Genomic DNA, 17927 nt, shown 5'->3' with positions numbered 1-17927 from the left:
AAAAGGGCGGTCGTCCGTACGAATAAACCGCCTCCCGTGGGAGGCGGCTTTCGCTAGCTAATATTCGGAACCTGCCAGACGACAGGCGTCAGTTCGATTTGCTCGCCGAGCCATTGCTGCGCGATATGCTTGAACATCTGAGGATCTCCGCTGCAGAAAAACTGATGGATCGGCTCCTGCTCGTTCCGCGCTAGCTTCCTCTTCTCGTGCAGAATCGTGCTGATCTCTCTCGCCGTCTCGTCCGCCGAGCTGATGAGATTCACCGAGCTGCCCATGACCTCGGAGATCGTCTCCGTCAGGAACGGATAATGCGTACAACCCAGGATCAAACAATCAATCGGGTAGGTTCGCATATGCTCGATGGAATCCCGGACGATATTGTATGTCTCCATGGACCGGAAGTTGCCTTGCTCGACTAACGTGACAAATTTCGGGCATGCCTCGCTGACCACTTGAACATGCGGCGACAGCTCGCGGAGAGCCTGCTCGTAAGCGCCGCTCTTGATGGTGCCCTCCGTGCCGATGACGCCGACGCATCCGGTCACCGTCTTGCCGATTGCCGCCCTTGCGCCGGGATTAATGACGCCGACGACGGGAACCGCCACTCTCGAGCGAATATCGGTAAGCGCGACGGCCGTCGCCGTGTTGCAGGCGATGACGATCATTTTGGGATGGAACTGTATCAGATAATCGACGATTTCTCTTGTGAAACGCACCACTTCTTCGGGCGTTCTCGGACCATACGGGGTACGCGCCGTATCTCCGAAATAAATAATTTTCTCGCGCGGCAGTTGGCGCATGACTTCCTTCACTACGGTAAGGCCGCCTACGCCGGAATCTAGTATCGCAATCGGTTGCTGCACAAACACACCGCTTTCTTAAACATGATGATTGAATTCGATTCCGAGACAAAATAGCATATGAATACAGCTTCGAAAACGTACCTACATCTTAACGCAAATAGGGACAAGGTTCAAGGAAGATGATGCCCGCCCGTCCCTCCTGAATCAGACAAATAGAGCCAAACGCGGAATCGCGCTGGCTCTCTGATCGCTTATGGAAGTTTTCTCGAGGTGATGGACCCCGGCGGCGGCTTTTCTTATGTTCGCCTGTCATTACGACAGCTGCTTCGTCTCTTCCGCCTCGATCGCCGCTTCCAGCGCTTCTTCCGCCAATTCCGCCGTCTCCGCCGTTGCCGTGCCGGAAATCGTCACGACAGCGTCCTCCTCCGAGTCTCTGCGCAAGCCCTTGACGCTGTCCACGATGCTGCCGGCGATGCTTGTCGTGCGGCCCCCGATCTCCCTTGCGATGCGGCCCGTCGTTTCTCCGACTTTATTCGCCGCGTAAAGCGTCGTGTCGCCTACCTTCTGCGCTCCGGCGGAAATATCCTGGCGCAGCTCCTTGCCGGATTTCGGCGCGAACAGCAGCGCGGTCACCGATCCGATAATACCTCCGGCTAGTGCTCCGAGCAGAAAACCTTTTGAATCCTTGCGTGTTGACATCATGTATTCGCTCCTTTCAGCTTTAGAGTACCCTTCGTCTTGGCTCGTTGATTCAGCGGTTGTGGCGGGAATCGCTTCTTACTCCGATTCGCCTTGCTTGCCGCTCCGGCTCGATTGCCAAAGCTGCCAAGCCGTCAAGCCGAGCTCCGCCCATTGCGCCGCTTCCCCCAGCTGCTTGCCTCTCGCGATACGCTCGGCATGCTTCACCGCGGACGAGGAAAAAGCGTCTGTGACGCGTTCGACGGCGGACGTCGTCTTCTCGACCGTGCCGCCTACCTGCCGGACGGCTTGCACCAGCCCCTCTGCAGCCTCAAGCCCCCGGTGCACGCTGCGAACCGATTCCTCCAGCGGCTGCAAGACCGAGCTGATCTCCGCCGCGAGCCTATGCAGATCCGCCTGCGCTTCCCGAACGGCGGCCCCGGTCTGCTCCACTCGCTTAAGCAGCAATCGGAGTCCGATCAGCAGCCCCGCCGTCAATACGACGAAAGCTCCGGCTGCGACTGCCGCGCTCCATTCCGCCATCACCATGCGCCTCCTCTTCGAGCTCAGCCGGCCGATCGTTCCCCCGCGCCGACTAGACGAATGCCTACTTCGTAATGACAGTTAATGCAGCATGGGCTTGTTTTGACACAGCTTCGGCAAGCAAAAAAAAGAAAGCCCGCACCATCGGCGGACTTTCCCATTTATGACGTTGTGCGTCTACGCTTCGAGACTTGGCCTCCTGCGATCACGTAGGTGCACCGCGAACCGCCTTTGGCCAGACATTCCGTGCGTTCGACGGGCGCCTCCAACAGTTCCTGGAACAAGGCCAGCTCGCAGCTGCAGGCCTGTTCGTACTTTCCGGCGACGCCTGTAATCGGGCAATTGTATTCATGGAGCAGATAGCCTTCATCAGAGTCTTGCTCCACTTCGGCCATGTAGCCGCCGGCGTTCTGAATGTGCGCAAGCTCGTATACCCGTTCCTCCAAGCTCTTGCCATCCATGCGCGGAGCGTACCGTTCCTGAAGCTTGCGCTTCCTGCCTTCGAACATCCGGCCGATGAGCGGCTTCGTCTCCGGATCCTCCTCCAGCTCCGAGAGCAAATCGAGGGCCAGCGTATGGTAATTTTTCGGGAAAAGATCGTCAGAGTCCGCCGTCAGCTCGAAGGCATGCAGCGGTCTTCCCATCTTCTGCCGAACGGACGTAATCCGGATGACTCCCTCCCGCTCCAGCTCGTACATATGGCGCCTGATCGCCATCTCGGTCAGCTCCAGCTCGGCGGACAGCTCGCCGGCTCCCATCCGGCCCCTGGTCTTCAGCAGCACCAGAATGCGCTCGCGGGTCGTGGCGCCTGCCTTCGGCGCTTCGTCTGTCCTATCGTTATCGCTTCGTCTCATGCCGCCACCCCGCTCTCCAGCTGCCTGCGTTAACTAAGATGCCTTCTCGTTCTACGGGTCCCGTCCCTAGAGCTCCCTCTCGAGATATCCTTCGACAGCCGACTTGAACGCGGGCAAAGCCTCGATTAGAGTCTTAGTCAAAGGATGCAGCTCCGCGCGGGGCCATGCGTAATAGTCCTGCACGATGGCTCTCCGCAGCTTCACCAGCTCGACTAACGTATCCTGAAGCTCCCCCGGGAAGACGCCCTCCCCGGCCGTTATTTCCACAATGTCTTCATAGCTGCTCGCGTCTCTCATGATGAAACCGTCGATCAGGTAGCTGCCGACGTCCGTGACGGTCTCGATGGCGAGATGAAGCGCGCGCTCTTGCGCCAAGCCTTGCAGCAAATCGCCCTTCCAATTCGCCGCCAGAACGCTTAGCGCTTCCGTAATCTCCGGTATCGTCGCCAGCCTCACGGCGATTTGTTCCTGGTTCACATAATACATAGTCCTACCCGCTTTCCGTTACTTCTTGCGTTTGGCTTTCCGTTTCAGCCAAGCCACCATGACGATGCTGCTCAGAATAATAACGAGCAGGTATGTCATCATTTCGTATACGTCTCTCATTTCTGCCATGATGCTTCAACTTCTCCTTAGCTTTCGAAATCGACGCTGACTATCGCTTCGCGCACCTGCATGATGTGCTCGATCACTTTTTTGTGCACGGGATGCACTTGGTACGCTTCCAGCGCGGCCCTCGAGTCGAATTTCGTAATAAGAGCGATGTCGTAGGAACGCTCCGAATGAAGCACGTCGATGCCTACCTCGATGTACCTAAGCTCGTCGATCTTGCCTTCCATGTCACGAAGCACCGCAGCCGTTCGGGCTACGCTCTCCTCGCTGTTGTCCTTAAGCTTGAAGCATACGATATGTGTAATCATGCCGTCATTTCCTCCTCGAATATGTATGGCGCTGAGCGCGGCGCGCCCGGCACATGAGTTTCGTCCTTTTGTCACATAATAACCTATGGCATCGCATTACGGCAATCTTTAGTTAAAGGAGATCACCCGCACATGCGCTATACGTTCACTACGATTGCTACGCTTATCGGACTTGCGATCTGCGCCTTCAACTATACGGGCTACGATCCGCATAACATGGTTTTTTTCATGCTGAGCGTGCCCGCTTGGGTAACCGACTTCTTCGTCGATATTCACGAGGTAAGCGTTCTGCTGCTGTACGCGCTGACCGTCCTCACATGGGCGCTGGTCGGTTACGTCGCGGACAGAATGATTGCCCGCGACCGCAGGGGCAGAAGGAGCCGCGCTTAAACCCGCCGCATATGGGAAAAGGAGCCTTTCGGCTCCTTTTTGCTTCCGTGGTTCGGTTTACGCCGCCTCGATGACAAGCTTCGCTTTCATCGTTTGGTGACCTTGGCCGCACGGGATCGAACAATAGATTTCGTATTCGCCCGGCTCCGTGAACTCGATTTGCTCCGTCTCCGGCGCCTCGGCAGTCAGCGATACGTTCAGCGCATCGATATTCACGCCGTGAATGCCGCCTTTGTTCTGCATCTTAATAATGACCTTATCGCCGACCTTGGCGGTGAATACTTCCTCGTTAAACGTAAAATCGCTTCTTGCTTGAATGGTCATCAGCGATACGCCCTCAGGCAGATGGGCCGCCGGGTCCACTTCCTTCTCCGGCAGTTGGAATGTGAGCAAATACAAGCCCAGCAAAGACGCCGCTGTGAAAAATACGAACATAATCCATTTATGCATTGCTACGTGCTCCCCTTTGCGTTCATAATGTCTACCTCATATATTACATAAGATCGTCCGAAGTTCTCAACCTTAAACTGAGTAAAGAGGAAAAGTTTTTTCGCTTTTTGTGACAGAACTTTGAACAACGGCATATCATCTGCTCAGATACTGCTTAAGCACTCTTTCGGATTCGGCTTTGACGAACCCCCACAGCATAAAAAACTGATGGTGGTAGCCGCGGCATACATATTGCGCACGCAAGCCGTCCGGCTCCTGCTTCTCCTCGTAAATCTTGATGCCTTTGCCCCGGAATTGCCTGCGCAGATCCGCCAGATCGAGCAGGACGCGGTCCTGTATACCCCGCAGCAGCGATTCATAGAAACGCGGCAGCTTCATCCCTGACGCCGCGATTACCCGTATATCATGATCCAATATGCGCATGACGATACCTAGCAGGACGAAATGCTTCACGAGCTCCAGCTCATCCTCTGTCTGTATGGGCGGAGGCGAAGCCGTTCTCGCTGCGCCATGCCCTTCCACTCTGTTAGCGGCCATTGCCACCCCTCCATACGTTTCAACCTTCATAATAAGAACACCCGTTCTTATTATATGCAGGTTCCGCCATATGATGCAAGCGGAAATAACCCCCTCCAGGCTCAGCCCGAGGAGGCTTGTTCCATCGAAGCGCAGGGCTAGTCCCCTCTAGCTACCTTTGCTCTTGAGCACTTCGATCAGCTTGCGAATCCGGTCCGGCAGGGGAAACCCTAATCTGCCGTAGTTCTCCACGACGGAGATCAGCTCGTTGGCGATATAGAAGTAGACCGCCGCGCCCATCGTCATGTTGTTGGTTTCGAGCAAAATATCAATCCGGTGCGCGAGCAGAATGACGAGCAGCGAAAACCCCTTGCGGGCCAGCCCCCATGCGCCTAAGGAGCTGCTAAGCCCTTTCCCTTCCTTAATGGAAGCCGCGACCCCGGTCACATAGTCAATGCCCATCGCCACCAGCAATACGCTAAGCGACTCCATCCACCCTCCGAAGGCGAACGTTACGATCGAGCCCAATACTCCGCAGGCGGAACATAGCCATAATAACGGCATATCTTCACCTCCAAAAATAGTGTACAAGATACTATATGCGAGAGTTGGCCCGACTGTCCGTTAACTTGTCCCCGTACAAGCCTTTTCGCGAAAAAAAGGCATTTCGACCGCAACGTTCGCCTGCACGCGGCGATCCAAAAAAAAAGAGCCCCCGCCAATATCGGCGTCAGCTCTTATATGTCCCTTACGCTCCGCCGTCCAGATCACGGTAGCTCTCTTCGTCGGCAATGCTCTGAATATCGTCCGAGGAGATCGAGATGATCCGGTAATCGCCCCGCTGCTCCTTCTTGCGCGCCATTTCCTTCATATACTTCGGGCTTCCTTCTCCCGCGTCCTCGTCGTAGACCAGAATGATGCCGTCCGTCTTGCGCAGCAGCAGCTCGTCCCTCGCTTTGAATTGCCACGGCCCGTCATAGGCGCCCTTCGAGACGGACGCGTAGTAGTCGACGCCGGGGAGGAGACCCTGGAAGTAGTCCTTCTTGTCGTCCTTCCAGCCTTCCTCCGGATTCGCGAAAGCGGTTAGAATGGACAGCTTGAGCCCCGGATACTGCCTTTTCATCGCGATGACGGTCTCGCAGGCCCACAGGTCGACGCCATATTGGCCCGGCGTGATGACCCACTCCAGTCCTTCTTCGACCAGCGGCCTCAGCTTGTTCGCGATCGCTTGCTGGATATAGCCGATCCCTTTGTGCTTCTGGCTGAATATGTTCAGCTCGTGCGCCCGGTATCCGGTAATGAGCACGTTCTTCATCTAGCGGTTGTCGACCTTCTCAGGGTACAGATCATGGTTCATCAAGCGGTGCTCCGCCATCGCTTCGTATTTGGTGCCCGGGCGGCCCCAGTTGCAATACGGATCGATAGAGATGCCGCCGCGCGGCGTGAACTTGCCCCATACCTCGATATAACGAGGGTCCATCAGCTTGATGAGGTCGTTCATGATAATGTTCATGCAATCCTCGTGGAAGTCGCCGTGATTGCGGAAGCTGAACAGATACAGCTTCAGCGACTTGCTTTCGACCATCTTCACGTCGGGAATATAGGAGATATAGATCGTCGCGAAATCCGGCTGCCCCGTAATCGGACACAGGCTCGTGAACTCCGGACAATTAAATTTCACGAAATAGTCGCGGCCCTGATGCTTGTTGTCGAACGACTCGAGCACCTCCGGCGCGTAGTTGAACGGGTACTTCGTCCCCTGGTTGCCGAGCAGCGTAATGCCGTCCAGCTCTTCTTTGTTTCTTCCTTCCATGTCGTCTCACTTCCTATATCGTAAGGTTGCGCGGGCTCTTCCTCCCGCCATAATCATTGATCGTTCATTTCCTCATACAAATAAAAGTTCAAAAAGCCGCTTTTCAGCACAATAGCGGATGCTTCCGATGCTGCGTTTTTTTCAAAAACGCTGTAGAAGGTTGAATGAAGCTAGGGAATGAGGAGCGGTCCACGTTTTCGAAGAAAACGGCATCGTAAGCATACGCTTAGTGGGAGCTACGTGAGCACCTCAAATGTTTCCGAAGGAAACATACTTCGTAAGCATAAGCTGTCCCGGCTGAATTCAAGATTCGATGTCGAATATGCTTCGTGGCATACCTCGTGATCAAAAGTGGACTTTTTGAACGACCTCTCACACGCCTTTCTTGTTGCCCCATACCCATGTATGAAGCTGCGGCAGCACGTGGATGCCGCGCAGCGTCTCGTCCGCCATCGTTCGGCCGATCAGCCATTCGTAACGCTCCACAAGGTACGGCAGCATAATCGCCGGATCCGTCTCGGTCAGATTATCGTTGCCGGCCTGCGCGTAAAACGGAATACCCGGGTAGCGTTCATGCACGAGCTTCGCGTAAGCAAGATCTTCGTCGTCGAATACGACGACCTTCATGCAGAAGCGCCGTCCGGCTTCCGAGAGGCGCCGGACGATATCGTCCAGCACCTCCCAATTAGTGGACATGCCCGAGCTTGGCGGCTTGGGCGACAGCGTCAGGTCGTCGATGTCGGCGAACCAAGGCTGCCAGCGGCTGCCCTGCGTCTCGAGGGCGACCTGAATGCCGCGTGCGTGCAGGCCGTCGATCAGACCGCCGAGCTGCGGAAGCAGCGCGGGATTGCCGCCGGAGATGGTGACGTGATCGAAGGCCGCGCCGCCGATGGTCTCCAGCTCCGCGATGACGTCCGACGCGGCCAGCAGCCGGATGTCGTCCTTGCCGCTGCCGTCCCACGTGAAGGCGGAGTCGCACCACGAGCAGGAGTAATCGCAGCCGGCCGTGCGGACGAACATCGTCTTGCGTCCGATGACCATGCCCTCGCCCTGAACCGTCGGCCCGAACACCTCGAGGACGGGAATCGGTCTTTCCTTAATCATGGGAAGCCGCCCTCCCGTTCCGCTTCGGACGGTACACGCAATAGCTGGTCGGCGTCTCTCGCAGATAGACTTGCAGACACCTCGGCTTGTTGGCCGTGCCGTCCAGGTAGCGCTGCACGATATCGCAGATCGTGCGCGCAACGACCTCCGTCGTCGGGAAGCGGTTCGGATCCGCCGCGTCGAAGCTTTCCGCGTCATCGTTCAGGAGCGTATGGTCGAACCGGTCGTGGATCAGCTTTTTAATAATGGAGAAATTGACTAGAAATCCCGTCGCGTCCAGCTCGTCGCCGGCCACCGTCACGTTGGCGTAATACGTATGCCCGTGCATCATGCGGCATTTGCCCGCTTCCTCGGACGGCACGTAGTGCGCCGCGGCGAATTGAAAATCCTTGTTCAGCTCATAACAGTAGTCATGCTGCGGGGACGGGTAGATTTGCTGAAGCATTAGCGCTCCGCCCCCTTCGCGCCGCGCGACGCGACGTAGTCGTCCAGCCCCTTGCGGCGAAGCTTGCATGCCGGGCATTCGCCGCAGCCGTCCGCCTTCACGCCGTTGTAGCAGGTGAGCGTGCGCTCCCGCACGAAGTCGAACGCGCCGAGCTCGTCCGCCAGCGCCCACGTCTCCGCTTTGTTCAGCCACATGAGCGGCGTATCGATGACGAAATTGTAATCCATGGACAGGTTAAGCGTCACGTTCAGCGATTTGATGAATACGTCGCGGCAGTCGGGATAACCGCTGAAATCCGTCTCGCAGACGCCCGTTACGATATGTCTGGCGCCGATGCCCTTCGCGAGCACGGCGGCGAATGACAGGAACAGCAGATTGCGGCCGTCGACGAACGTCGTCGGCAGCTCGCCCTCCTTCTCCTCGATGGCGATGTCGCCCCGCGTAAGCGCGTTAGGCGCCAGCTGGTTCAGGAGCGACATGTCGAGCACATGGTGCTTGACGCCAAGCTCGGCCGCGATCTCCGCCGCGCAGTCCAGCTCCAGCTTGTGGCGCTGGCCGTAATTGAACGTAATCGCCTCCACTTCCGCGAACCGTTCCAATGCCCAGAACAGGCAGGTCGTGCTATCTTGGCCGCCGCTGAATACGACGACGGCTTTCTCTTGCTTCAACATGATGTTTCCTCCTCCCGTTGCTTGAGAAGACGGAAGTCCGCAGTAGACGCCGGCAGCGCATGGCAGCGCGGTTCCGGCGCGTTCGATCAAATAAGAAACGGCGCCCCGCCTGCTCCCGTCGGAAGCGGCGAAACGCCGAACACAAAAACGACGATGCCTGATTGACGTTGTCCAAAAAGCTTGGACAACGCGCATATGGACAGGCCACCGCTACGTTTTAGTTTTTTATAGAGGGAGTTCGCGAACCTCTCCCGGCCGCCGTTCCCATTCCCTGCCGGGAAGGACGTTCAAGCCGGATTTGCGTCTTCAATTGTTCTCTCGTACTATAGCACAGACCCATGGCGAATGGAATAGGTAGTTTCCGCCCAAGCAAGTGTTACGGCAGGCCCTGCTCCTCCGCGGCCATCAGTCCGCACAGCGCTTCCAGCGTACGTACGGCATGCTTCGCCAGCTCAGGGATGTCGTCCATCTGCTCTTCGCCGATGCGCCGGCCGAACCTCAGCTCGACGACGTTGCGGCAACGGCCGGACTCGTCGCCGTACGAGCGGCTCAGCGTCTGCGCCGGCTTCTCCTCGGGCAGCCAGATGTCCATGAGACATCGTTCGATCTCCTGGCATAACGCCTCTGCGCCTTCGAGAGGCGTCTCGAGATGGAACCGGAACTTAAGTCCGCATGCCGCCTTCTCTTCGGGCCGCTCCAGCAGCTCCGCCGCCAAGTCCCGCAGCGAGGTGTCCAGAACAAGCTCGGCCTCCGCCCGTCTGTCCTTCGCCAGTCGGAAGAACAGCGAGAACTCGCGGGACATGACCGCCATATCGAGCAGGTCCCTGCGATTGGTGATGTCGATGATCCGGTCCAGGTTGTCCAAATCGTAAAACTCGTTCTCTACGGCGACTTTCAAGTTGTCGAATACGGTCGGGTCAAACATTTTCGCGAGAGCGCCCCTTTTCGTTCAGCTTCAACATATTGTAACATTTGGAGCCGAGGCGCCGCATCCTTCTGTTTGCGTTAGCCGCGGTGTTCCCCGTATACTAATAGATAGCAGATTGCTAGATCTTCTTATTAAATAGAGGTGACTATCGTGGAAGACCTGAAGCAAGCCTACAAGACCATGGGATTGGAAGAGAACGCGCCCAAGGACGAAGTCGAGAAGCGTTACACGACGCTCATGAAGAGAGAACGGTCGCGCGCCAAATCCGGAGGCCCGGATGACGCCGCCGAAGAAAGCGATTTCGCGAAGGTAACCGAAGCCTACCGTTTCATTCTGGCGCAAGAGGACAAGAAATTTACGGAAGCGTTCAACGAGCAGGAATACGGCAAATACAAAAACATGGCCGGCCAAGCCCAGAAGCTGGACCACTTCTGGCGGTATTACAAAGTTCATACGTTCGGGGCCATAGCGGTAATTGCACTCATTATATACGGCATTGTCAGCTATATCGACCACAAGGAGCATGAACGCTACTTGGCGAGCCTTCCTCCAGTCGATCTGGAGGTTACCTACATGGGTCTCTTCATGGAGCAGGAAGGCAGCGACATCAAAGCGGTCAACGAGAAGATGCTTCAGACGTTCACCGATTGGAAGCGCGTGGAATCCAGCATTATATTCGTGCCTCAAGAGGATGGCAACCAATACGCCTACCTGCAGAAGGCCGTCGTCACCGTCATGTCCGAGAAGCCCGATATTTACGTCATGGACAAATTCATGTTCGAGTGGATGGGCGGGCAAGGCGCGCTGAAGAAGCTCGAGGACATTCCGGAGCTCGCGGAAGCGGCAGCCGGCGATAAAGCGATGAAGCATCAGACGGAAGACGACCCGGCTCCGGTCGTCTACGGCATCGACCTGACGGACACGAAGCTGTTCGACGACTTGCCGCTCATGAAGAAAGAGATGGTCGTGGGCATTCGCGTAGACGCGCCGCATCCGGAGAACGCGGTGAAGTTCATTCAGGAGTATTTGGCATCCACGCCTGAGTAGTGGCGCGCGCCCGAGAGCACACCGAAAAAGGCAAGTCCGACAAGCAGCTGAAGCTGCTGTGGACTTGCCTTTTGTCTATGGAGAACGCCAAGTAAGTACACCGTTGATCGTTATTGTCAGCCTGCGCGTATCTAAGTACCCCGTTATCGCCAGCCCGCGGCCCCTGCGGAAGCATTCGTGTAGATGAAGCCCGAACGAATGATCTAGCCGACCAGCAGCGCGTATACGATGCCGGGGCCGTGAACGCCGATTGTCAGATCGTTTTCGATATCGGACGAGCGGCTCGGCCCCGAGATGAAATGGATGCCTGCAGGCAAGCCTTCGCGGCCCGTCTCGTCGAACGTCGTCAGCACCTCGCCGAGGCGCGTCTTGATTCGCTCCACGGGGATAACGATGAACAGCACCGTCGGCAGCAGACTGACGGAGCGGCCCTTGCCGCTGGCCGACAGCACCGTCACGGAGCCGGTGTAGGCGACGGCATGATCGGCTTGCACGACGCCGAAATCCGCTCCGGCGGCGACCGTTTTCCACTGCGACTCGTCGTCGCTGTTCCAGACGGAGACGGACGCGCCCGCAGGCAGCGTCTCCTCCAGCCGCAGCTCCGCGAGCGCGGGATCGTCTTGGCGGAGGACGGTGCGGGCGCTCATCTCCTCGGCTTTGCCCGCGATGAACGCGGCCGCGTCTGCCAGGCTCTCAAGCCGAGCCACATGACCGCCGACGGACAGGAAGTTGTCCGTGAAGCCTTGGATTCGCTCCTCCGGCGTCCATTCATACGCCTTCCAGAAGTCAGGGGCGCCGCGGTAAGGATGGGCGGGGGCGGACGTCATTCGCGGATGGCCGAGCCGCTTCGCGATACCGTTCATGAATTTCTCCTGCTTCGCCTTCGACTCCTCGGCCAGCCTCGCCAGCCACTCCGCATGCGATTCCTGTTGCTGATTAGCCATGATGTCCCCCTCCTCCGCCTTGTTTTTGCCGCTCAGCCACTTGTTTCATGCGTTCCAGCATATCCGGCTTCATCTCGCGAAGCTCGTTCCTCAGCTCGCTCTCTAGCGTCGGCCACTGGTCGCGGAACGCCTCCTTCGGCAGACTCGGCGTGACGCGGTAGGTGTTCCAGCCCTTCAGCGGGCCGAGCTTGAGCCGGATTTCGCCGTCCTTCGCGACCAGCTTCTGCCCCAGCTTGCCGAGCTTCACGATGCCGCTCATCCGCTTCGCGCTGCCCATGACGGAGGCGAAGCCCTGCATGCCGATCGACTCCAGCTTGTTGCCGTGGCCGCTCTCTACCTTGCGGCGGCGCAGGTAGACAAGCATGTCGTGCAGCGGAATTTTGACGGGGCACGCTTCATAGCAGGCGCCGCACAAGCTGGAGGCGTTCGCGATATCGTCCCATTCCGCGATGTTCTTGTTCAGGGACGGCGTGAGCACCGCGCCGATCGGGCCGCTGTACGTGCTGCCGTACGCGTGGCCGCCGATATGCCGGTACACCGGGCAGGCGTTCAGACAGGCGCCGCAGCGAATGCAGTTAAGCAGCTCCTGGAACTCGGGGTCGCCGAGCTGCAGGGAGCGTCCGTTGTCGACGATGATGATGTGCATTTCCTCCGGCCCGTCCGCGTCGCCGCTACGGCGAGGGCCCGTAATGCCGGACATGTACATCGTCAGCTTCTGTCCCGTCGCGGAGCGCGGCAGAAGCGTCGCCATCACTTCGAGGTCCGACCAGGACGGAATGATGCGTTCCATGCCCATCAGCGTGACCTGCGTCTTCGGCACGGTGCTGACCATGCGCGCGTTGCCTTCGTTCTCGAACAGCACCATGGAGCCCGTCTCCGCGATGGCGAAGTTGCAGCCGGTCATGCCGATGTCCGCCTCGAGGAACTTCTCCCGGAGCTTCTTGCGGACGAAGCCGGCCAGCGCCGTCGTATCCGGCGGCAGCTCGTAGCCCGCTTCCTTCGAAAGCAGCTCCGCGATCTGGTATCTGTTCTTGTGAATCGCCGGAATAACGATATGCGACGGCATCTCGCCAGCCAGCTGGATAATGTATTCGCCAAGATCCGTTTCGATCGCTTCCACGCCGATGGAATCGAGCGCGTGATTCAGATGCAGCTCCTCCGTCACCATCGACTTCGATTTCACGACGGACCTGGCTCCCGAATGCTTCGCGATATCGAGCGTCAGCTTAACCGCTTCTTCGGCCGTCTCGGCAAAATGGACATGCACGCCGTTCGCCCGGGCGTTATTCACGAACAAGTTCAAATAATAATCCAGATGGGCGATCGTATGAAGCCGGATCTGCCGGCCGCGCTCCCGCCATTCTTCCCAGTTGCCGTGCTCCTCGGACGCCTTTTTCTTGCCGTTCCGCAGACGCTCCGTCGTGAAACGGACCGCTTTGCGCAGAAACTCGTCGTTCAGCGCCAGCTCCGCTCGCGCTTTGACCGTCGCGCCGCCTTTTACCGGACCGCTCATGCTCCCTTCACCCCTTCGTACAGCAATTCCGCCAGATGCATGACTCGCACTTTCTCGCCGCGGAACCGAAGGTTGCCCGCGATGTTCATGAGGCAGGCCATGTCGAGTCCGACGAGCACCTCCGCCTCCGTCTCCAGGACGTGGGCCGCCTTCTCGGTCACCATCGCGCCGGAAATATCCGCCATCTTAACGGCGAACGTGCCGCCGAAGCCGCAGCAGTCCTCGGCGAACGGCAGCGGCACCAGCTCGAGCCCGCGCACGTCTTTCATCAGCCGCATCGGCTCTTCCTTCACGCCGAGAATCCGGCTGCCGTGGCAGGAGGGATGATACGTCACCTTACGGGGGAATACGGCTCCCAGGTCCGTTACGCCGAGCACGTTCACGAGAAATTGCGTAAACTCGTAGCTTTTGCTCTGCAGCCGGGCCGTCCTCTCCAGCTGCTCGGGCTCGTTCTCGAACAGCTTCGAGTAATGGTGGATCATGCCGGTACAGGAGCCGGACGGCGAAATGACGAAGTCGCTGTCTTCGAACGCGTCAAGCAGCGTCAATGCCGATTCCCTGGCTTGCTTCCAATAACCGCTGTTGTAGGCCGGCTGCCCGCAGCAGGTTTGCCCGGGCGGGAAGCTCACCTCGACGCCCAGACGCGCTAGCAGGCGCGCCATCGCTTCGGTTACCTTGGGGTAGATGTTGTCGCTTAAGCATGTCACGAACAAGGAAACTTTCAAACGCCTCACCTCAGTCTGTTAGATCAGGTATGAAAAAGCGCCGCGCTTCCCCTAAACCGAAGCCGGCGCCAAAAAAACTTGCGTCACACGGTCATCAGGGCGATGCCGCGGTCACGAAGACCGTCCGCATGCTCCCGAGATAATCCGTCATCCGTGATGATGACATGAATTTGGTTCAAATCGGCCACATGCGTGAACGCTTGAACGCCGAATTTGCTGGAATCGGCGAGCAGAATGACCTGATCGGCCATGCCCGTCATGCGCTGCTTGATGCGCGCCTGCAGCTCGTTCGATTCGCTGGCCCCCCGCTCCAGATGGACTCCCTTGCAGGAGAGGAACGCTTTGTCGACATGATAAGCATCCAGCGAACGTTCGGCGAGCGGTCCGACGTAAGATAGGCTGCGGGCTGCCAGAATGCCCCCGGTCGAGATGACTTCGATGCGCTCCTTGGAGGAGAGCTCGACCGCCACCTTGATCGAGTTGGTCAGCACGGTAAGCGGAATATCCGGCATATTCGCCGCCATATACCACGCCGTCGAGCTTGCGTCCAGCAAGATCCGCTGCTTCGGCTCGATCAGCTTGACCGCTTCCTCGGCAATTCTTCGTTTCTCGTCGGCATGCGCCACTTCGCGTTCGAAATAAGGCGTCTCCGGCTGGCCGTCCCTGACGCTGACGGCGCCTCCGTGCGAGCGCCGCAGGCGGCCCGCTTGCTCGAGCCGATCCAGATCCCGCCGGATCGTCTCTTCCGTTACGCCGCACAGCTCGCTCAGCTCCGTTACGCGGATGCTGCCTCTTTCATTCACCAATCCTACAATTTTGTCGTACCGCTCCGCTACCAGCATAACCAACCTCGACTCCTGCCTCATGAATTCTATATCGAATCGATTAGTCCCGTTTTCGCTTTGAACGTATCGTACGCGGAATTCCACGATTCCCGTTCGCCTGGTTCGTAGACCGTCACAGGGAACGATTCCGATACGGCGCGGCGAGCTTCCCAAATATCCTTCAAATCGCCGTTTGTAATCCATTGTACCAGCATATTGCCGATCGCGCTCCCCTCCGTGGGGCCCGCCCATACCGTCTTGCCGATCGCGTTCGCCGTCCATTGGCAGAGCAGCGTGTTCTGAATGCCGCCCCCGACCATATGCAGTCCGCCGAATTGGACTCCGGCCAGCTCCTCGGTTTGCTCGAGCGCATGGCGGTATTTGAACGCGAGGCCTTCCAGAATCGCCCGGACGTAAGCGCCGGGTCCTTCCGGCGCCTTCTGGCCCGTCCGGGCGCAGTAAGCGCGAATCTGGGCGGCCATGTCGCCCGGCTGCAGGAACAGCTCGTCGTCGACGTCGATGAAAGCCGCGAACGGCTCCGCCGCGGAAGCCAGCTGCACGAGCTCCGGGAACGAATAGCTATGGCCTTCGCGCTCCCAAGCCCTTCTGCATTCTTGCAAAATCCAAAGCCCCATGATGTTCTTCAGCAGCCGGTAAGTTCCATATACGCCGCCTTCGTTCGTGAAATTAAGCTCCCGCGCCCTCTCGGTCAGCACCGGCTCGGCAACCTCCGTGCCGATCAGCGACCAGGTGCCGCAGCTGAGGTAAGCAAAAGCTTGCTCCTTCGCCGGCACGGCCGCGACGGCGGAGCCCGTGTCATGCTCGGCTACCGCGATAACCGGCGCCGACTCAATGCCCAATTCCTCGCATAACGCGCTGCTAAGCCGGCCGACTCGGGTACCCGGCTGAACGACGGGGGCGAACAGCGCGGGGTCGACGCCGATCGCCTCCAGCAGCCTGCCGTCCCAATCGCCCGAAAGCGGATTGAACATTTGCGTCGTCGTCGCGAGCGAGAACTCGTTGTGCTTCTCTCCCGTTAAGTAATACCGGAGGAGCGCCGGAATCATTAGAAATTCCCGGCCCTCCCTGACCAGCACCGAGCCGGCGTCACTCAAGGACGCGAGCTGATAGAGCGTGTTGATCGACATGAACTGAATGCCGGTGCGGGCGAATACTTCCTCCGCGGGCACCTTCTCGAACACGCTCTCCATCTTCCCGTTCGTATGCGGATCCCGGTAATGGATCGGATTGCCCAGGAGTTCGCCGCTTCGGTCGAGCATGCCGAAGTCGACGCCCCAGGTGTCGATGCCGATGCTGTCGATCACGACGCCGCGATGCTTCGCCTTCAGAAGGCTCTGCTTCAGCTCATGGAGGAGCCGCAGAATATCCCAGTGCAGGCGGCCCCCCGCCTGAACGGGATCGTTGGAAAACCGGTGAAGCTCTTCGATTTCGATCTTGCCGTCTACAAGCCGGCCGAGCATCGCCCTGCCGCTGCTTGCGCCGAGGTCGAAGGCGAGTACGTGCGTCACCAGCTTGCACCTCCCTTGCCGCGGGCGAGAATGCCATTGCCATAGCCGCTGGACAGGTACGCTTTCATCGGATCAAGAGGCAAGCCTTGTTCTTCGCGCAGGACGTGCAGCAGAGGCGTCACGTCGAATTCGAACGCGCTGCGCACGGCATGCTCGGCCGCGAGCACGTCATGGCGGTTGGCCGCTTCTTCAACCTCTTCATGGTTGACCAGCAAAGCCTTGGCGTATTGCGTCTGCACGTTCAGCACGGAACGCAGCATGGCCGGAATTTTCTGCTCGATGTTATGCGATTGGTCGATCATATAGGCGATATTGCTGACGCAGCTGCGAATGCCGGCGTCGCCGTCGCTTGCCGCGCTTAAGATCTGATAGAAGATAAGGAAAAGCTCGTAAGGGTTGACCGAACCCACGATCAAGTCGTCGTCCGCGTACTTCCGGCTGTTGAAGTGGAAGCCGCCGAGCCTCTTCTCGTCGATCAGGTACGCCACGATATGCTCGATGTTCGCGCCCGGCAGATGATGGCCGGTATCGACGAGCACCTCCGCTTGAGGGCCGAGCTTAAGCGCCATATTGTACGCCATGCCCCAGTCCGCGAGATCCGTATGATAGAACGCAGGCTCGAAGCATTTGTATTCGATCAGCATCCGCATCTCCGGAGTAAGCGCTTTATACATCTCCGTCAAAGAGTCCTGCATCCAGCCCTTCCGCTTCCGGATGCTGCCTTGTCCCGGGTAGTTGGTGCCGTCCGCGAACCAAAGGCTGAGATCGCGGGAGCCGGTTTCCTTGGCAATGTCCACGCACTCCAGAAGGTGATCCGTCGCTTTGCGGCGGATGGCCGCGTCCGAGTTCGTTACGCTGCCGAGCATGTAATCGTCTTCCTGGAACAGGTTCGGGTTGACCGCTCCGATCGAGAGTCCCAAATTCTCCGCATGCGCTCTCAGCTTGCCGTAGTCGTCCACCTTATCCCACGGAATATGGATCGCGACCGAGGGCGCAAGGCCCGTCAGCTTATGAACCTGAGCGGCGTCCTCGAATTTCTCGAACGGGTCGCGCGGCACGCCTTCCTTCTGAAACACCTTGAACCGGGTGCCGGAATCGCCGTAGCCCCAGGAAGGCGTCTCGATGCGCAGCTCCTTCAGCCGCGCCTTCACTTCCTCCAGATTAATGCCCCTTGCTGCCTGCTGCTCCTCGAACAACGCGTATGCGCGATCTGTCATGCCTGCACACCCT

General features: G+C 58.3%; 23 protein-coding genes and 1 riboswitch. Of the genes, 2 read left to right on the top strand and 21 right to left on the bottom strand.

Translation table 11 applies throughout. The features are described 5' to 3' along the window. Positions 1-53: 53 nt before the first annotated feature. From racE to NQZ67_RS21655, 6 genes are all read right to left on the bottom strand, one after another. Positions 54-863 carry a glutamate racemase gene (racE, locus tag NQZ67_RS21680; protein WP_371825339.1) on the bottom strand — a complete coding sequence of 270 codons (810 nt, stop codon included), beginning with the start codon at positions 861-863 and terminating at the stop codon, positions 54-56. Positions 864-1115: 252 nt separating this feature from the next. After that, entirely contained in the window at positions 1116-1505 is a 390-nt protein-coding gene (locus tag NQZ67_RS21675) for a YtxH domain-containing protein (protein ID WP_257449979.1), read from the bottom strand. Positions 1506-1580: 75 nt separating this feature from the next. Beyond that, on the bottom strand, positions 1581-2024 hold the full coding sequence (locus NQZ67_RS21670) for a DUF948 domain-containing protein (protein WP_257449978.1): 444 nt from the start codon (positions 2022-2024) through the stop codon (positions 1581-1583). 161 nt (positions 2025-2185) lie between these two features. Next, positions 2186-2878, bottom strand: a complete 693-nt coding sequence (locus NQZ67_RS21665; protein ID WP_257449977.1) for a helix-turn-helix transcriptional regulator — start codon at positions 2876-2878, stop codon at positions 2186-2188. A 66-nt stretch (positions 2879-2944) separates the two neighbouring features. Beyond that, positions 2945-3364, bottom strand: a complete 420-nt coding sequence (locus NQZ67_RS21660; protein ID WP_257449975.1) for a DUF86 domain-containing protein — start codon at positions 3362-3364, stop codon at positions 2945-2947. A gap of 146 nt (positions 3365-3510) precedes the next feature. Next, positions 3511-3798: a Dabb family protein gene (locus NQZ67_RS21655; RefSeq protein ID WP_257449973.1), complete on the bottom strand. Its 288-nt coding sequence runs from the start codon at positions 3796-3798 to the stop codon at positions 3511-3513. Positions 3799-3930: 132 nt separating this feature from the next. Here NQZ67_RS21655 and NQZ67_RS21650 point away from each other — a divergent pair, with 132 nt between their 5' ends. Continuing rightward, on the top strand, positions 3931-4188 hold the full coding sequence (locus tag NQZ67_RS21650) for a hypothetical protein (RefSeq protein ID WP_257449971.1): 258 nt from the start codon (positions 3931-3933) through the stop codon (positions 4186-4188). A 57-nt stretch (positions 4189-4245) separates the two neighbouring features. Here NQZ67_RS21650 and NQZ67_RS21645 read toward each other — a convergent pair whose 3' ends face one another. From NQZ67_RS21645 to NQZ67_RS21605, 9 genes are all read right to left on the bottom strand, one after another. Then, positions 4246-4638 (bottom strand): cupredoxin domain-containing protein, encoded by a 393-nt coding sequence (locus tag NQZ67_RS21645; protein ID WP_257449969.1) that lies wholly within the window; start codon positions 4636-4638, stop codon positions 4246-4248. A 135-nt stretch (positions 4639-4773) separates the two neighbouring features. Continuing rightward, positions 4774-5175, bottom strand: coding sequence for a YhjD family protein (locus NQZ67_RS21640; protein ID WP_257449967.1), 402 nt, complete (start codon positions 5173-5175; stop codon positions 4774-4776). 147 nt (positions 5176-5322) lie between these two features. Further along, positions 5323-5718, bottom strand: coding sequence for a phage holin family protein (locus NQZ67_RS21635; protein ID WP_257449964.1), 396 nt, complete (start codon positions 5716-5718; stop codon positions 5323-5325). A gap of 184 nt (positions 5719-5902) precedes the next feature. Beyond that, positions 5903-6469 carry an SLOG family protein gene (locus NQZ67_RS21630; RefSeq protein ID WP_257449961.1) on the bottom strand — a complete coding sequence of 189 codons (567 nt, stop codon included), beginning with the start codon at positions 6467-6469 and terminating at the stop codon, positions 5903-5905. Beyond that, on the bottom strand, positions 6470-6967 hold the full coding sequence (gene queF, locus NQZ67_RS21625) for a preQ(1) synthase (protein WP_257449958.1): 498 nt from the start codon (positions 6965-6967) through the stop codon (positions 6470-6472). It abuts the gene before it with no gap. A gap of 372 nt (positions 6968-7339) precedes the next feature. After that, positions 7340-8071, bottom strand: coding sequence for a 7-carboxy-7-deazaguanine synthase QueE (gene queE / locus NQZ67_RS21620; RefSeq protein ID WP_257449956.1), 732 nt, complete (start codon positions 8069-8071; stop codon positions 7340-7342). After that, a complete protein-coding gene (locus tag NQZ67_RS21615; protein ID WP_257449955.1) occupies positions 8064-8516 on the bottom strand; it encodes a 6-pyruvoyl trahydropterin synthase family protein in 453 nt (150 codons plus the stop codon). The genes queE and NQZ67_RS21615 overlap by 8 nt, the downstream gene beginning before the upstream one ends. Next, entirely contained in the window at positions 8516-9184 is a 669-nt protein-coding gene (gene queC / locus NQZ67_RS21610) for a 7-cyano-7-deazaguanine synthase QueC (protein WP_257450071.1), read from the bottom strand. Before queC ends, NQZ67_RS21615 begins: the two co-directional genes overlap by 1 nt. Before the next feature lie 214 nt (positions 9185-9398). After that, a riboswitch (PreQ1 riboswitch) is annotated at positions 9399-9442 on the bottom strand. A 121-nt stretch (positions 9443-9563) separates the two neighbouring features. Next, a complete protein-coding gene (locus tag NQZ67_RS21605; RefSeq protein WP_257449953.1) occupies positions 9564-10112 on the bottom strand; it encodes a hypothetical protein in 549 nt (182 codons plus the stop codon). A 153-nt stretch (positions 10113-10265) separates the two neighbouring features. Between NQZ67_RS21605 and NQZ67_RS21600 the strand changes: the two genes are divergently transcribed. Next, positions 10266-11162 carry a J domain-containing protein gene (locus NQZ67_RS21600; protein ID WP_257449952.1) on the top strand — a complete coding sequence of 299 codons (897 nt, stop codon included), beginning with the start codon at positions 10266-10268 and terminating at the stop codon, positions 11160-11162. 203 nt (positions 11163-11365) lie between these two features. Here the strand turns inward: NQZ67_RS21600 and NQZ67_RS21595 are convergent, their stop codons facing one another. From NQZ67_RS21595 to rhaI, 6 genes are all read right to left on the bottom strand, one after another. Further along, positions 11366-12106: a LutC/YkgG family protein gene (locus NQZ67_RS21595; protein ID WP_257449951.1), complete on the bottom strand. Its 741-nt coding sequence runs from the start codon at positions 12104-12106 to the stop codon at positions 11366-11368. Next, on the bottom strand, positions 12099-13619 hold the full coding sequence (locus NQZ67_RS21590; protein ID WP_257449948.1) for a LutB/LldF family L-lactate oxidation iron-sulfur protein: 1521 nt from the start codon (positions 13617-13619) through the stop codon (positions 12099-12101). The genes NQZ67_RS21595 and NQZ67_RS21590 overlap by 8 nt, the downstream gene beginning before the upstream one ends. Then, a complete protein-coding gene (locus NQZ67_RS21585; protein ID WP_257449945.1) occupies positions 13616-14344 on the bottom strand; it encodes a (Fe-S)-binding protein in 729 nt (242 codons plus the stop codon). Before NQZ67_RS21585 ends, NQZ67_RS21590 begins: the two co-directional genes overlap by 4 nt. A gap of 83 nt (positions 14345-14427) precedes the next feature. Next, positions 14428-15186: a DeoR/GlpR family DNA-binding transcription regulator gene (locus tag NQZ67_RS21580; protein ID WP_257450069.1), complete on the bottom strand. Its 759-nt coding sequence runs from the start codon at positions 15184-15186 to the stop codon at positions 14428-14430. A gap of 29 nt (positions 15187-15215) precedes the next feature. Continuing rightward, on the bottom strand, positions 15216-16697 hold the full coding sequence (locus NQZ67_RS21575; RefSeq protein ID WP_257449942.1) for a rhamnulokinase: 1482 nt from the start codon (positions 16695-16697) through the stop codon (positions 15216-15218). After that, entirely contained in the window at positions 16694-17914 is a 1221-nt protein-coding gene (gene rhaI, locus NQZ67_RS21570; protein ID WP_257449939.1) for an L-rhamnose isomerase, read from the bottom strand. The genes NQZ67_RS21575 and rhaI overlap by 4 nt, the downstream gene beginning before the upstream one ends. Positions 17915-17927 lie beyond the last annotated feature (13 nt).

It is taken from the genome of Paenibacillus soyae (assembly GCF_024623455.1).
GTDB classification, from domain to species: domain Bacteria; phylum Bacillota; class Bacilli; order Paenibacillales; family Paenibacillaceae; genus Pristimantibacillus; species Pristimantibacillus soyae.
The sequence above is the reverse complement of the archived record's forward strand: the minus strand, read 5'-3'. Positions and strand labels throughout refer to the sequence as shown.

Coding starts and splice junctions, on each gene's coding strand:
- NQZ67_RS21595 (WP_257449951.1), bottom strand. CDS start 12,106: ATGGCTAATCAGCAACAGGAATCGCATGCGGAGTGGCTGGCGAGGCTG.
- NQZ67_RS21590 (WP_257449948.1), bottom strand. CDS start 13,619: ATGAGCGGTCCGGTAAAAGGCGGCGCGACGGTCAAAGCGCGAGCGGAG.
- NQZ67_RS21675 (WP_257449979.1), bottom strand. CDS start 1,505: ATGATGTCAACACGCAAGGATTCAAAAGGTTTTCTGCTCGGAGCACTA.
- NQZ67_RS21640 (WP_257449967.1), bottom strand. CDS start 5,175: ATGGCCGCTAACAGAGTGGAAGGGCATGGCGCAGCGAGAACGGCTTCG.
- NQZ67_RS21615 (WP_257449955.1), bottom strand. CDS start 8,516: ATGCTTCAGCAAATCTACCCGTCCCCGCAGCATGACTACTGTTATGAG.
- NQZ67_RS21670 (WP_257449978.1), bottom strand. CDS start 2,024: ATGGCGGAATGGAGCGCGGCAGTCGCAGCCGGAGCTTTCGTCGTATTG.
- NQZ67_RS21660 (WP_257449975.1), bottom strand. CDS start 3,364: ATGTATTATGTGAACCAGGAACAAATCGCCGTGAGGCTGGCGACGATA.
- NQZ67_RS21650 (WP_257449971.1), top strand. CDS start 3,931: ATGCGCTATACGTTCACTACGATTGCTACGCTTATCGGACTTGCGATC.
- rhaI (WP_257449939.1), bottom strand. CDS start 17,914: ATGACAGATCGCGCATACGCGTTGTTCGAGGAGCAGCAGGCAGCAAGG.
- queE (WP_257449956.1), bottom strand. CDS start 8,071: ATGATTAAGGAAAGACCGATTCCCGTCCTCGAGGTGTTCGGGCCGACG.
- NQZ67_RS21665 (WP_257449977.1), bottom strand. CDS start 2,878: ATGAGACGAAGCGATAACGATAGGACAGACGAAGCGCCGAAGGCAGGC.
- NQZ67_RS21580 (WP_257450069.1), bottom strand. CDS start 15,186: ATGCTGGTAGCGGAGCGGTACGACAAAATTGTAGGATTGGTGAATGAA.
- NQZ67_RS21630 (WP_257449961.1), bottom strand. CDS start 6,469: ATGAAGAACGTGCTCATTACCGGATACCGGGCGCACGAGCTGAACATA.
- NQZ67_RS21645 (WP_257449969.1), bottom strand. CDS start 4,638: ATGCATAAATGGATTATGTTCGTATTTTTCACAGCGGCGTCTTTGCTG.
- NQZ67_RS21605 (WP_257449953.1), bottom strand. CDS start 10,112: ATGTTTGACCCGACCGTATTCGACAACTTGAAAGTCGCCGTAGAGAAC.
- NQZ67_RS21635 (WP_257449964.1), bottom strand. CDS start 5,718: ATGCCGTTATTATGGCTATGTTCCGCCTGCGGAGTATTGGGCTCGATC.
- queF (WP_257449958.1), bottom strand. CDS start 6,967: ATGGAAGGAAGAAACAAAGAAGAGCTGGACGGCATTACGCTGCTCGGC.
- NQZ67_RS21655 (WP_257449973.1), bottom strand. CDS start 3,798: ATGATTACACATATCGTATGCTTCAAGCTTAAGGACAACAGCGAGGAG.